Origin of the sequence: Metaplanococcus flavidus (assembly GCF_042675885.1) — a bacterium.
Taxonomy (GTDB): domain Bacteria; phylum Bacillota; class Bacilli; order Bacillales_A; family Planococcaceae; genus Planococcus; species Planococcus flavidus.
Genome location: NZ_JBHTKI010000022.1, coordinates 119836 through 133163, shown reverse-complemented (window position 1 = coordinate 133163; position 13328 = coordinate 119836). Strand labels below are relative to the sequence as shown.

At 46.9% G+C, this 13328-nt stretch carries 14 protein-coding genes; 12 read left to right on the top strand and 2 right to left on the bottom strand.

The features are described from left to right. Nucleotides 1–152: 152 nt before the first annotated feature. From ACFQ1X_RS14115 to cls, 12 genes are all read left to right on the top strand, one after another. Complete coding sequence (locus ACFQ1X_RS14115) at nt 153–638, top strand: acyl-CoA thioesterase (protein ID WP_144838427.1); 486 nt, start codon at nt 153–155, stop codon at nt 636–638. Beyond that, nucleotides 639–2921 carry a ribonucleoside-diphosphate reductase subunit alpha gene (locus ACFQ1X_RS14110; protein WP_144838425.1) on the top strand — a complete coding sequence of 761 codons (2283 nt, stop codon included), beginning with the start codon at nt 639–641 and terminating at the stop codon, nt 2919–2921. Between the two features lie 12 nt (nt 2922–2933). Further along, complete coding sequence (locus ACFQ1X_RS14105; protein WP_144838423.1) at nt 2934–3980, top strand: ribonucleotide-diphosphate reductase subunit beta; 1047 nt, start codon at nt 2934–2936, stop codon at nt 3978–3980. Further along, nucleotides 3961–4446, top strand: a complete 486-nt coding sequence (locus tag ACFQ1X_RS14100; protein ID WP_144838421.1) for a flavodoxin domain-containing protein — start codon at nt 3961–3963, stop codon at nt 4444–4446. Before ACFQ1X_RS14105 ends, ACFQ1X_RS14100 begins: the two co-directional genes overlap by 20 nt. A 199-nt stretch (nt 4447–4645) precedes the next feature. Further along, the gene (locus tag ACFQ1X_RS14095) at nt 4646–5365 is read left to right on the top strand and encodes an ABC transporter ATP-binding protein (RefSeq protein ID WP_144838419.1); all 720 of its coding nucleotides are present in this window, start codon (nt 4646–4648) and stop codon (nt 5363–5365) included. Nucleotides 5366–5378: 13 nt separating this feature from the next. Then, complete coding sequence (locus tag ACFQ1X_RS14090) at nt 5379–6122, top strand: ABC transporter permease (RefSeq protein WP_144838417.1); 744 nt, start codon at nt 5379–5381, stop codon at nt 6120–6122. A 61-nt stretch (nt 6123–6183) separates the two neighbouring features. After that, complete coding sequence (locus tag ACFQ1X_RS14085; RefSeq protein ID WP_144838415.1) at nt 6184–6642, top strand: LytTR family DNA-binding domain-containing protein; 459 nt, start codon at nt 6184–6186, stop codon at nt 6640–6642. Continuing rightward, nucleotides 6639–7046 carry a DUF3021 domain-containing protein gene (locus ACFQ1X_RS14080; RefSeq protein ID WP_144838413.1) on the top strand — a complete coding sequence of 136 codons (408 nt, stop codon included), beginning with the start codon at nt 6639–6641 and terminating at the stop codon, nt 7044–7046. Before ACFQ1X_RS14085 ends, ACFQ1X_RS14080 begins: the two co-directional genes overlap by 4 nt. 89 nt (nt 7047–7135) lie before the next feature. Next, entirely contained in the window at nt 7136–7345 is a 210-nt protein-coding gene (locus ACFQ1X_RS14075) for a hypothetical protein (protein WP_379083062.1), read from the top strand. 67 nt (nt 7346–7412) lie between these two features. Then, nucleotides 7413–7742: a PadR family transcriptional regulator gene (locus tag ACFQ1X_RS14070; protein WP_379083060.1), complete on the top strand. Its 330-nt coding sequence runs from the start codon at nt 7413–7415 to the stop codon at nt 7740–7742. Next, a complete protein-coding gene (locus ACFQ1X_RS14065; protein ID WP_144838411.1) occupies nt 7739–8926 on the top strand; it encodes a DUF2812 domain-containing protein in 1188 nt (395 codons plus the stop codon). Before ACFQ1X_RS14070 ends, ACFQ1X_RS14065 begins: the two co-directional genes overlap by 4 nt. A 186-nt stretch (nt 8927–9112) precedes the next feature. After that, nucleotides 9113–10585, top strand: a complete 1473-nt coding sequence (cls, locus tag ACFQ1X_RS14060) for a cardiolipin synthase (protein WP_379083197.1) — start codon at nt 9113–9115, stop codon at nt 10583–10585. A 287-nt stretch (nt 10586–10872) separates the two neighbouring features. On the opposite strand, the gene ACFQ1X_RS14055 is transcribed toward cls, so the two are convergent. Together ACFQ1X_RS14055 and ACFQ1X_RS14050 are read right to left on the bottom strand one after the other, a co-directional pair. Then, a complete protein-coding gene (locus tag ACFQ1X_RS14055) occupies nt 10873–11619 on the bottom strand; it encodes an ABC transporter ATP-binding protein (RefSeq protein WP_144838407.1) in 747 nt (248 codons plus the stop codon). A 1-nt stretch (nt 11620) separates the two neighbouring features. Continuing rightward, the gene (locus tag ACFQ1X_RS14050; protein WP_144838405.1) at nt 11621–13252 is read right to left on the bottom strand and encodes an ABC transporter permease; all 1632 of its coding nucleotides are present in this window, start codon (nt 13250–13252) and stop codon (nt 11621–11623) included. Nucleotides 13253–13328: the final 76 nt, after the last annotated feature.

The window sequence follows — 13328 nt, the reverse complement described above, 5'->3', positions numbered from 1 at the left end:
CGGGAGCTGGGGGGTATAACGATGGTCTTAACAGGAATCAGCGTGATATTCGGCTTCTTTATTCCTTTTATGCTGCGTTATCCAACCCATCCTCTCTCCGGAGAAGATGGGTTTTTCTATGGTTGTTTTTATTCGAAGGGATGGAGCAGAATATGGAACAGCAAATATCAGCAGGCATATCACGAACAATTCAAACGAGGCTGGTGCTGCCGCCCGATACCAATCACATGGGCACGATTTTCGGTGGAACGGTACTTGCCTATATTGATGAAATCGCGGCGATAACAGCGATGAAGCACAGCGGCAAAGTGGTAGTGACCGCATCCATCGATACGGTCAATTTCCTGTCTTCGGCGCGGATCGGCAATGTGCTGATTCTGGAAGGCGTGGTCATTTCAACAGGGCGCACATCGATGGAAGTCTATGTGAAAGCCGAATGCCAGGACATTGCAACGCGGGAGCGAACGCTTACGACAACGGCCATCCTGACGATGGTGGCGGTGGATGTAAACGGCAAACCCACGCCGGTTCCAGGCGTAATTCCTGAAACGGATAAAGAACAGCATTTATTCAAAAACGCCCAGGCAAGAAAAGATCGGCGCATGAAATTGAACGAATTTGCGAAGGAGCTGATTTAAATGAATATCGGAATCTCACAGGAAATGGATACAGTGGAGCGGGCATTGCAGCGTGCAGAGCAATTGCACGGACTCGATACACAGGCGTTGCGCAATAAAATCGGAGAGCTTGATGGCCGGATGGACACTGAACAATCGATGCTTTATGCGCTGAACCGCATTTCAATGGACGAACCGAAATGGACGTTTCTTGCAGCGGAACTATATTGCACTGACTTATACCGCCAGGCGGCCGCAAGCCGCAGTTATGAAGCAGAAGAAAAATACGGTGACTTCTATAGTCTTGTGGAAAAACTCTCACGTATCGGCATTTATTCGGATGAATTGCTTGCTGCCTATACGGAAGCGGAAATCCGCGATCTCGGCGCAGTCATCGAACCGGAGCGCGACTTATTATTCAATTACATCGGCTTATTTTTATTGGCAGACCGCTATTTGGCAAAAGATTATGAAGGCAATCTCCATGAATTGCCGCAGGAGCGCTTTCTCGTTATTGCGATGGCGCTGATGCAGTACGAACCGGCGCATAAGCGTGCTGAACTTGTGCGGGAAGCGTATTGGGCGATGAGCAATCTATATATGACGGTGGCGACACCGACACTATCCAATGCCGGCAAGAGTTTTGGACAGCTGTCGTCCTGCTTTATCGATACGGTGGATGATTCGCTGGACGGCATTTACATGAATAACTGGGACATCGCGCGGCTCAGCAAAGACGGTGGCGGGCTCGGCATTTATTACGGCAAAGTGCGGGCTTTGGGCTCAGACATCAAAAAATTCAAAGGCAATTCGTCGGGCGTCATTCCGTGGATCCGCCTCGTCAATGATACAGCGGTCAGCGTCGATCAGCTGGGACAGCGGCAGGGTGCGGTTGCGGTGTACCTGGACGTGTTCCACAAAGACATCATGAACGGTTTCCTTGATTTGAAAACGAATAACGGCGATGAGCGCCGGAAAGCGCACGATATTTTCACGGGCGTGTCGATTCCGGATCTGTTCATGAAAAAATTGCAGGAAACGGATGAAAATGGGCGAAGCGTCGGTGAATGGCATACGTTCTGTCCGCACCAGGTGAAGCAGGTGATGGGATGGAAAGATGGGGAAGGAAACGCGCTCGGCCTTGAGGATTTCTATGATGAAACGTACCGTACCTATTTCACGGAGAAATATGAGGAAGCCATTGCCAATCCTTTATTGCCGCGAAAGACTTACCGGGCAATGGACATCATGGCGCGGATCATGGTTTCGCAGCTGGAAACCGGCACGCCGTATATGTTCTACCGCGATGAAGTCAATCGCCAGAATCCGAACAAGCACCTGCGCGGCAGTGGGCTGACGTCGATTTACTGCAGTAATCTGTGCAGCGAAATCACCCAAAATATGTCAGCTACGACAATCGTCAAAGAATACACCGATGCGGATGGCAATCTGGTCATGGTGCGCAAACCCGGCGATTTTGTCGTCTGCAACCTGTCATCGATCAATCTGCCGCGCGCGGTGAAAGCGGAAGTGCTGGAGCGCCTGGTGCCGATTCAAATGCGCATGCTGGATAACGTCATCGATTTGAATACGATTTCGGTCGGGCAGGCGGATGCCACGAATAAAAAGTATAGAGCAGTTGGTTTGGGCACTTTCGGCTGGCACCATTTGCTGGCGCTTGAAGGCATCCACTGGGAAACCGAAGAAGCCGTGGAATATGCAGATAAATTATATGAAGAAGTCGCCTATCACTCGATTCGATCTTCCATGAAACTCGCGAAAGAGAAAGGCAGCTATAGTGAATATGCCGGCTCGGAATGGCAGACAGGCGAGTATTTCAGACGAAAAGGTTATGACAGCGTGCGGTGGCAGCAGCTGTACAATGAAATAACAAAGCATGGCGTCCGCAACGGCTGGATGATGGCGGTCGCGCCGAATTCATCGACTGCGAAAATCGGCGGCTCAACAGATGGCATCGATCCGATTTACGCAGTGGAATATGCCGAAGAGAAGAAGAACTTCAAATTCAAGGTGACGGCGCCGGACCTTGATCACCGGACGTACGATTATTACCGCCGGGCAAGGCACGTATTGGATCAGAAATGGAGCATCCGCCAGAACGCGGCAAGACAGCGCCACATCGATCAGGCCATCAGCTTCAATCTGTATGTGCCGCATACCGTCAAAGCGAAGGAATTGCTGGAACTGCATCTGGAGGCATGGCAGCAGGGACTGAAAACGACATATTATGTACGCAGCACGTCGCAGGCTGAAATCGAAGAATGCGAAGCGTGCCAGAGCTAAGGAGGATTTCATATGGCAATCGACACACCTTTGACGAAGATCAAATTGCTCAATCCGGAGTATCCGAACAAATCGACAGGCATTCTGAACGGGAAATCTTCCGGTTTATTGAATTGGAACGATATTGCCTATCCGCAGATGTATGATCTGTACCAGACGCTGCTGTCGAATTTCTGGAAAGCGCAGGAGATCAATATGCAGGACGACATCAAGCAATGGGATCACTTGAGTGATACAGAGCGCGATGTGTTTTTGCGCATCAATACGCAGCTGGCGTCACTCGACAGCCTGCAGACACCGACGATGACGATGGCGATGGATTATGTCACCGACTCGAGTTTCAAAGCAATTTTCGCAGTCATTTCCCAACAGGAAGCGGTGCATAACGAATCGTATTCCTATATTTTGAGTTCACTTGTCTCAGTGGCCGAGCAGAATGAGCGGTTCAACCAGGCGAAAAGCGACCCGGTGGTGCGGAAGCGCAACGAAGGGATTTTGGATGCTTACGAAGAATTCCGGCAAAATCCGACGCCGCAAAGTTTGTTCAAGCTCGGCATCAATTCGATTAATCTCGAAGGCATTTATTTCTACGCCGGCTTTGCTTTCTTCTATCATCTGGCGCGCCAGCAGAAAATGCTGAAAACGAGCACGATGATCAGCTATATCCAGCGCGACGAGATGCAGCACGCCTATTTCATCGGACAATTTGTGCGGATCTTATTGACGGAGAATCCGGAACTGAACAATGACGAAAACATCGATTATATATATAAAACAGTTGACCAGGCCGTGCAGCTGGAGAAGGAATGGGCCGACTATATCCTGGGCGATATTGAAGGTCTCGATCTGGACGAATTCGGTGATTATGTCGAATACCTGGCCAATAAACGATTGCGTCAGCTCGGCATGAAAAACCTGTACGAAGAACGCAGCAACCCGATGCCATGGATCCAGGTGTTCGGCGACGACATGATGAACGGCACGAAATCCGATTTCTTCGAACAGAAATCACGCACTTATTCGAAAGTGTCCCAGTCCAATGGCTTCGATGAGCTGTGAACCGGAAATCGCCATCGTCTACAGCTCGGTAACGGGAAATACTGCAGAACTGGCGGGCATGCTGATGGAATGTGCCCAAGAGCGCTGGAAGAATGTCCGGGTTTTCGGACCACGGGAATTCTGCCGTGAAAAGATTACCGATTTCGATGCGGTGATGGTCGGCACCTATACGTGGGGCAGCGGAGAAATTCCGCATGACATGCGGAAAGTTTACAGGCATTTTGAGGCATCCGAATGTAAGAATGTCGTAACGGCAGTGTTTGGGACGGGAGACAGTTTCTTTGCGGAATTTTGCGGAGGCGTTGACCGGTTTCGGGATATGCTGTTTGTTCAGACTCAACTTGCAGCGGTGTTGAAAGTGGAATTGAGTCCGGAAGAAAGGGAACAGAGCCGTTGTGAGAAACTGATAATGGCTGTTGGGAAGAAGTTGCCGGCTGAAAAGGTAACAGTCACCCACACAATTTAAATACTATTGAAAAAGGCAATGGACTGGAGCTTCAGCCCGTTGCCTTTTTGGCGTATTATTTTATCGGATTCCGAGCCGCATTTCACCTGCGCTTTTCGGTATGTCACCATCCCGTTTCAGCCTGTCACTGGAAATGTGAAGTCACCCTGTGGGGAATTGGCTATAGTTTGATTATAGGAAGAAGCAACGGAGGGATCGGATGAATATCATTGAAGTTACGGATTTAACGAAATCGTATGGGGAAAATGAAGTATTGAAGAGCATGGATTTTCAGGCGCAGGAAGGGGAAGTGATCGGTGTGATCGGTAAAAACGGTGCCGGCAAATCGACCTTTCTGGAAACCCTGATGACAATCAAACAATATGATGGCGGAACGGTAAGAGTGTTTGGTAAAGAGCTGTCCTCCATTTCTTCAGGGGATCTGGAGCAGGTGCGCCGACAGATTTCAGTGGTGCTGCAGCCGACCCAGTTTTATAAGACTTTGAAAGTCGAAGAATTGCTGCAGTTATTCAAGAAGTATTATGGCTCCCAGGTGGAAGTCGAAAGCGTGCTGGCAGATTTCAAGCTTGAGCCACATCGCAAAAAGTACTTCGACAAGCTATCCGGCGGCTGGAAGCAGATTCTCAGTCTGGCTATAGCGTTCCTGTCACAGCCGAAGCTGCTGATTCTCGATGAACCGACCACCGGCCTCGACCCGCATATGCGCAATCTGCTTTGGCAATATATTAAGGAATATAACACCCGCACGGGCGGAACGGTGATTTTGACAACGCATAATATGGATGAAGTCGAACTCTATTGCGATAAAGTGCTGTTAATCGACGGAGGCATTGATGAAATTTTTGTGACCACGGAGCAAATTTTAAAAACCGGCTATCGCTCGATCAATGAATTCTATCTGGCGAAAGTGTCCGCCTAAGGAGGAAATAATAATGTTAGCGACCCAATTGAAATATGATTTACTGATGTTTTCCCGGGAAATATTTTATCTGGTATTCACAATTGTGGTGCCGCCACTGTCGTACATCGTTTTGGGCCAATTGTTCCAGGAACAGACTTATGCCGGCAATTTGAATTACGCCCAGACCTACACGCCGGCTTTCATCCTGCTTATCACATTCACTGTCATCTTTTTCGCATTCGGTTTTGACCAGGTGTCCCACCGCACAACCGGTGTGGAAAAGCGCATCCAGTTGACGCCGGTGTCAAAAAACATCCTGCTGTTATCCGGCATCATCCGGTCATTGATCATCACCAGTCTCGGTTATGCGCTTATCTGCTTAATCGGCATATTAGTCTATTCACTGAATTTCGAACTGGCCGGTTTCCTGCACAGCTATGCCGTTTTTATTCTCATCAATGCCTCACTGCTCCTCATCGCTTCGGCAATCTATTCGTTTTTCCTCAATGACAAAAGCGCACTGGTCTTTTCCATCGTCATTTTCCAAGTTGTCATGCTGACCGGCGGGTTTGCGATGCCAGTCGAAAGAATGCCTGCATTCGTCCAAACTATTGCGGACTTGAATCCCTTGTATCATATGAACAAAATTTTCACAGCAGTATGGAACAATCAGCTGCACTTCGACAGCAGCACATACCTTGCCATCGGATATATCGTTTTCCTGTCCGTTCTGTCACTCTTTATTCTGCAAAATAAAAATAAAAGAAAATATTAGCAATTGTCTTAAAGACAGAAGAAGTCGGAACATTTACACTAGCAATAAGGGGTGACGATATATGAGGGTGTCAGTGGACATTGATCGTGAGTATGTAGAAACAAAAGTGACGATCCATTGCAAAGAAATGGACGATTCCATAAAGAACATCCTCGACTTTCTGAAAGGGCAGGAAACCGAATTTCTTGTCGGAAAAGAAGGAGAGATGCAGCATATATTAAAGCTGGACACCATCCATTATTTCCATACCATTAACGAGAGCGTCAATGCCGTGACAGCAAAAGGCGAATTTCGCCTGAAAGAAAAACTTTATGAACTTGAAGAGATTCTGCCAAGGGGCCGTTTTATCCGGCTGTCCAAGTCAGTTATCGCCAACCTGCACGAATTAAGCCGTTTCGAAGCTTCGTTTAACGGAACGCTGTGTGTGTATTTTAAATCGGGAGCGAAAGAATACGTTTCCCGGAATTATGTCAATGCCATCAAGGAATCCTTAAAAGTGAACAGGAGGAAAGGCAAATGAAAAACTTCCTCATTAGAAGTATCCTGGGCATATTTTTCGGTGCTTTTATCATGGTGGTCTTAACCGGCTCTGTTGCACTGAGCGGCCAGGAAACACTGGATAGTATGATTTTCCTGACTAATGCGATCGGTTTTATGCTAAGCGGCTGGTTTTTTACCACCAGCACATTATATTTCGAGAATCCGAATTGGAGTTTGGGCCGCCAGACAATGATGCATTTTATGACCGTAATCATTTTATATTTTGTGCTGGCATTTGTCATTGGATGGATTCCATTCAACTGGGCAAGTTTTCTGTTGATGCTGGGAGTATTCCTCGGTTTTTATACGATCTTTTGGACAATCTTTTATCTTTACTTCAAAAATCAGGCACAAAAACTGAATGACGAATTGAATGAAGTTTAATGAACGAGGAACAGCGCGGGGGACTTAAATGGCCTTTCGCGCTTTTCTCTTATATGCATACTTCTTGAAGGAGAGAACCAGCAAAATTTATGGCGGCTTATGGGGCAACCGACGATAAACATAAAGAAATCGCTGATAAACGTTTAAAAATCGCTGATAAACTCAAAAAAATCGCTGATAAACGTTTAAAAATCGCCGATAAACTTCCAAAAATCGCCGATAAACCGAAATCACTGTCAGCAACGGCTTACACCATACTTCAAAGGGATTCATTTTTAATGAGAATAAATTATTTTTAAAAAAATCACCTTTTTATGTCACGTCGTGATATAGTCGAGGTATGACATAACAAGAAGAGGGTTGCCCGTGGACATCCAAAAAATGCTCAAGAAATATGTGCCGATGACAGAAACGGCTTTTTATATTTTATTGTCCCTGACCGAACCGCGGCATGGCTACGGCATCGTCAAGCATGTGGAAGAAATTACGGCAGGCCGGTTGAAACTGGGCTCCGGAACTGTTTATGGCACTTTGCTGAAAATGCAGAAAGATGGCGTGATTACGGTGTTCGCCGATGAGCAGCGGAAAACGGTCTATGAAATCACCGATGCCGGCAAAGAATTGATGAAGGCGGAAATCGTAAGGGTTAAAGAAGTGCACCGCAATGCAGTCACGTTTGAGGAGGGATTCAAGTGAAAAAGGTGTATAGAGCGTTATGGAGCTATGACGTTCAAAAAACAGAGCAATGGTTGGCGGACATGGCGGAACAAGGATTGATCTTTGAAAGACTGAACCGCTGGACACGCTGCTTTTATTTTCAGGAGCAGGAACCGGAAACGCGGACTTACCGCATTGCATACGAAAAGGTGAGTTCTTCTGTGTTACCGAAAACTTTGCAGGCAGAAGGATGGGAAAAGGTTGCAAGCGCCGGCAATTGGGAGTTCAGTGCCAACACCCAACCGGAAAGCGCAATTCGCACTTCGCCGGGGCGGGAAGGAATCGTTAAGCATAATCAGTTTCTTACTTACTTATTATTTCCAATGGTATTTTATTTTGGTGTCATCCTGCTGAATTTTATTGTTTCGATGTTTTCCGCCTGGGTACTCGAGGGCGGCAGTAATATTGTGGAAAGTCCGATGTGGATCGTGACTTATCTTTTCTTCACCTTCGTGTTGGGCAGTGTGATCTTCGGGATTTATTCGATAGTCAAAATCAAGCGGACGAACAAGGAGCTCCAAGGAAACGAAACTTTGGATACGACTTCCGTTCATGAAACGCGCGATAAACAATCGGAAAATGAACTGAAGAAGGCAGGCCGTTGGGTGACGAAAGTGAAATTTGGCTGGATGTATTCACCGGATAAGATGGAGCAATGGCTGGAATCGATGGAACAGCGTGGATTTAACCTTTATCGGGTCAATAGAATTGGAACCATCTTTCATTTTGTAAAAGGGGAACCCCGGAGAATTGCTTATCGGATTGATCACCAACGGGGACCGACACAAAGTTATTATGCTATTCACCAGGAATCGGGATGGAACGAGAAATTCAAGTCATATTCGAGTATAGAAAATTGGACGATCTGGAGCAAAGCTTACGAAGAGGGTGAAGAGCGACCGCAGCTTTACAGCGATCAAAGCAGCCGGCTCAAGCACGCGAAGAGAATTGCGTTCACCTATTCAGCACTGTTTCTGCCGTTCGTGGCTTTCTATTTGTATTTAATCCTTCTAAATATCACCAGAGCGGAAGTGTCGAATTCCTTTACGTGGAACATGACCGCCGTGCACTTCGTTATCGTATTGATGTTCGGATCATTCGTTTTTCGTACATGGGCTTATTATGGCCGCTTGAAAAAAGGGAAGACAGCTTGGGACGGCTGAAATTCAATAGGGGTCGACCACGGTCACCCGCATAATTTAAACACAATTCAGCATGTACTGCCTCTTAGAACCGGTTGCCATCAATGGCAATCGGTTTTTTTGATGAATCTTTGCAGTTTTTAGTTATTGCTGACGGGGTATGAAAAAGGTGTGAGCAATATAAAATCTTTAATAGCCATGTCATAAATAAGAGGCGGGGATACTATCTGGTACGAATGGATAAGCACGTTAAGCAATGTATTTATCCTGTTGAATATAGTGCTGGCGTTTTTCATTTTATTTTATGAACGGAAAACGGCTTCTTCGGCATGGGCATGGATATTGATCCTTTTCTTAATACCAATCCTTGGTTTTATCCTGTATCTGTTATTTGGAAAACCATTAAAGCGGAAACGGTTGAATCGTACAACAGTGTATGAAAATCAAGATTTTCGGGAAACGTTGGACCGGCAGCAGGAAGAAATGAAATCCGGGAACCTCGTGAATTTTTCACCGGTTGCGGAAGAAATGCAGGATTTGATCCGGATGAATTTAACGAGAACTGATGCCCCTTTGTCGACAGCCACTGAAATAAAAATATATAACGATGGCACAAAGAAGTTCGAAGCTTTGTTTGAAGATATAAGTCAGGCGAAGAACCACATTCATCTGCAATATTTCATTTTAAATAATGATGACTTAGGGAGGCGTTTAGTCGAGCTGTTGACGGAAAAAGCCCAACAAGGTGTGAAAGTGCTTTTTCTGTATGATGACTTGGGCTCCAGAAAACTGCCGAAACATTTTTTTGATGACTTTATAAAAGCTGGAGGAGAAGCTTCGGCGTTTTTGCCGGCGATGTTAGCCAATCTGAATCTGCAATTGAACAATCGGAATCACCGGAAACTCGTGGTGATTGATGGCACAACAGGTTATATCGGGGGCTTTAATGTCGGTGACGAATACATTGGAAAGGAAAAGGAACTTGGCTATTGGCGGGATACGCACCTCCGGCTCAAAGGGGAAATCGTCCACTCGCTGCAAAACCGGTTTTTCATCGACTGGAATCAGGCAACAAAAAGATATCCGATGAAGTATGCCGAAAATTATTTCCCAAAAATAGATAACAAAGATGGTTATGCTATGCAAATAGTAGCGAGTGGTCCACTGGAAAAGCGTGAAGATATAAAAAACGGATTCCTGAAAATGATTTATCACGCACGCAAGTCGATTTATCTGCAGACGCCATATTTTATTCCCGATAAGTCCGTTATGGACGCTTTGCGGACAGCGGCGCTCGGCGGGGTCGATGTACAGATTATGATTCCCCATCAGGGTGATCATATATTCGTCCTCTCCGCGACGCGGTCATTTGTCCGGGAATTGGTCCAGGATGGGGTCAAAGTGTTCAGTTATAAAAACGGTTTTATGCATGCCAAAACGCTGATTGTGGATGAAAAAGCCTATTCAGTGGGATCGGCCAACATGGACATCCGCAGTTTCGCTCTGAATTTCGAGTTGAACGCTTTTGTCTACGATAGGCAGTCCGCGAAGGAAATGGCGGATATCTTTTCCCAGGACAAAAAGCTCTCCGTCGAACTGACGCAAGAAACATTTGAGAACCAATCGTGGCTGGAAAAAGCGAAGCAGGACGTAGCGAAGCTGGTTTCGCCGTTGTTATGAGATTTTTAGCAGATTGTTCTGGGGTAGTGTGGTTTTTATAAGTATCGCTCCGATAATTCAGAGAAAACAGCGGACTGGAATTCTGGTCCGCTGTTTTTATGATTGTCAATCGGTTATGAGCGGAAGAAAGAATCTTCTGCGCTGAAAATACAAGGAGGTGCTACGCTTGGGGAATATAAGTATTATTTAATAATTTCCAATCAATCCGAATTGCTGCAGTTCCCTCAAACACCTTCACACTACAAAAAAACTCCCCGTCGCTCAAAAGAGCACGGGGAGTTCATTAGTCAGACACCAATCAGACTCTTTTCAACAAAGCCTTCAGTTGATTGCTCGACGCCAGGCTGGCGGTACGTATCGAGCATATCGCAAGGGCGCCCGATAAAGTCGATGCGTCCGTCTTTCAAACGGACGATGCGGTCAGCGAGAATGTGTGCATCCTTTTCGTCATGCGTAACGAAAATCGAAGTGATATTCGCTTTTTTCAGGATGTCGCGCAGTTCCTCGCGGATTTTTCCTTGCAGTTCCGCATCGAGGTTGCTGAACGGTTCATCCAGCAGGATCAGGTGCGGGTTTGGCGCGACTGCCCGTGCAATAGCAACACGCTGCTGCTGGCCGCCGCTCAATTGATGCGGGTAGCGTTTGCCGAAATCCTGCAGCTCGACGAGTTCCAGCACTTCCTGGAGACGCTTCTTTTTATCGGATTTTTTCATCCGGAACAATCCGAACAAAATATTTTCGGCAACGGTCAAATGAGGGAAAAGTGCGTAATCCTGGAATACCATGCCGATGCCGCGTTTTTCAGGCTGCAGAAAGGTTTTATTGTCAAAAAGCACTTCGTCCTGAATGACGAGGCGGCCTTTTTCAGGCTTTTCAAGGCCTGCCAACAGGCGCAGCACGGTGCTTTTGCCGCTGCCGCTGCGTCCGAGAATGGAGATGACTTCCCCTTTTTCAATCTTCAGTGAGAAATTATCCAGTGTTTTATTTTTTGCATTTGAGTACGAAAAACAGACGTCTTCGATAGCTACAAACATGCTAATCCAACTCCCTTTCAAGGAACTTATAAAAGAAAACAATGGCCAGGGCACTAATACCGATAATCAGCAGGGAAGCTTGAGAAGCTTCCATGATTTTTTCATCACTTGCATATTGAAAAGCTTTGGTGGAAAGTGTATCAAAATTGAACGGACGCAGAATCAGCGTCAACGGAATTTCTTTCAGCACGTCGATGAACACCAGGATGAACCCGCTGATAATGGCGCCTTTCATCATGGGCACGTCGACTTTAAAGAACGTTTTCGTCACACCGTAGCCGAGGATGCGCGAAGCATCCCGGAAGTCAGTGCCGATTTTATCATAGCCCGTTTCGATGGAATTATAGCCGATGGCGAAAAACCGGATGACGTAAGCCGTAACAAGCAGCACGATGCTGACACTCAGGACCAGCGTGGTGCTGAATCCTGCCCATTCGTAAACTGGAGCCAGGAAACGGTCCAGGCCGATAAATGCAGTGACCACCGCGACGGCGATGACAGCTCCGGGTATCGAATAGCCGAGAACTGTCAGCCGCGGCAGGAGTTTGCTGATGCGGCCGCGTACCAGGCGGGCAAAGTTGCCGACAATTAACGCGAAGACGATGATCAGGGTGGCGCTGAGTCCGGCGACGAAAACAGAATTTTTCACATAGCTCATAAATTCATCCATCGGAATGGTGCCGAATGTCAAGATGGTCCAGTCGATCAATTGCGCGATCGGTATAAAAAAGGCGAGGGACAGGATACCGAAGCCATAAGCTGTTGCTGCCGCCGCCTTTCCGCCTGACAGTTTGATCAGGGGTAGAGGGCGGACCTTCGTAGTGGAATAGCTGTATTGCCTTCTGCCCCGGAGGAGCTTCTCAATCATGAGGATGAGAATGACAAAGCCCATCAGCGAAGCCGCAAGCTTAATCGACGTGTCGATATCACCCAGTCCGAACCAGGTTTGGAATATTGCAGTTGTAAATGTCTGAACACCATAATATTTTACCACACCATAGTCATTCAGCACTTCCAGAACGACCAGGCTGGCTCCGGCAATAATGGAAATTCGCGAAATTGGCAGCACAACCTGAAAAAAAGTCTTCCACGGCCCTTTGCCCAGAATGCGTGTGCTCTCGATCAGGGATGCGGACTGCTGCGACAGATAAACCTGGGTGATCGAATAAACATATGGGTACAGGAACATCGTATAAATGAAAATCGCACCCGGCAAATTCATGATATCGAAAAACGCCGGATTAACTGCCATGCCTAAGTCATCGCGAAGCGTTGTTTGAACAACGCCGGTATAGCTCAGCATGCCGTGATACGTATAGGCGCCTATAAAGGGCGGAATGGACAGCGGGAGGATCAATGCCCATTTCAGGAAACGGCGCATCGGAAAGTCGTATTGGGCAATGAGCCAAGCAAGGCTCAATCCGATCATGATGGTGAAGAATGCTGTTGCTGCAGTCAGAATCAGCGAGTTTGTCACAAAGCCCCACAGCACAAATTCTTTCATATGCTCCCAATTTTCATTGGAAGGAGTGAACAGGCCGGTTACAATTGTCAGGTTCGGGAGAAACAGCAGAACGATGATAATCACTGCACCGACTGTCCAGGTATTTATGTTGGTAAATCTGTGCTGCACGCTTTTGCCTCCTCCTTCCAATCGCAAGAAATCCCCTGCTGCAATTGTGGTTGCAACAAGGGCTTCAGCATTTTTT

Excerpts from the sequence above, each read along its gene's own strand:
- ACFQ1X_RS14115 (WP_144838427.1), top strand. The coding sequence starts at position 153 with ATGGAACAGCAAATATCAGCAGGCATATCACGAACAATTCAAACGAGG.
- ACFQ1X_RS14110 (WP_144838425.1), top strand. The coding sequence starts at position 639 with ATGAATATCGGAATCTCACAGGAAATGGATACAGTGGAGCGGGCATTG.
- ACFQ1X_RS14105 (WP_144838423.1), top strand. The coding sequence starts at position 2,934 with ATGGCAATCGACACACCTTTGACGAAGATCAAATTGCTCAATCCGGAG.
- ACFQ1X_RS14100 (WP_144838421.1), top strand. The coding sequence starts at position 3,961 with ATGGCTTCGATGAGCTGTGAACCGGAAATCGCCATCGTCTACAGCTCG.
- ACFQ1X_RS14095 (WP_144838419.1), top strand. The coding sequence starts at position 4,646 with ATGAATATCATTGAAGTTACGGATTTAACGAAATCGTATGGGGAAAAT.
- ACFQ1X_RS14090 (WP_144838417.1), top strand. The coding sequence starts at position 5,379 with ATGTTAGCGACCCAATTGAAATATGATTTACTGATGTTTTCCCGGGAA.
- ACFQ1X_RS14085 (WP_144838415.1), top strand. The coding sequence starts at position 6,184 with ATGAGGGTGTCAGTGGACATTGATCGTGAGTATGTAGAAACAAAAGTG.
- ACFQ1X_RS14080 (WP_144838413.1), top strand. The coding sequence starts at position 6,639 with ATGAAAAACTTCCTCATTAGAAGTATCCTGGGCATATTTTTCGGTGCT.
- ACFQ1X_RS14075 (WP_379083062.1), top strand. The coding sequence starts at position 7,136 with ATGGCGGCTTATGGGGCAACCGACGATAAACATAAAGAAATCGCTGAT.
- ACFQ1X_RS14055 (WP_144838407.1), bottom strand. The coding sequence starts at position 11,619 with ATGTTTGTAGCTATCGAAGACGTCTGTTTTTCGTACTCAAATGCAAAA.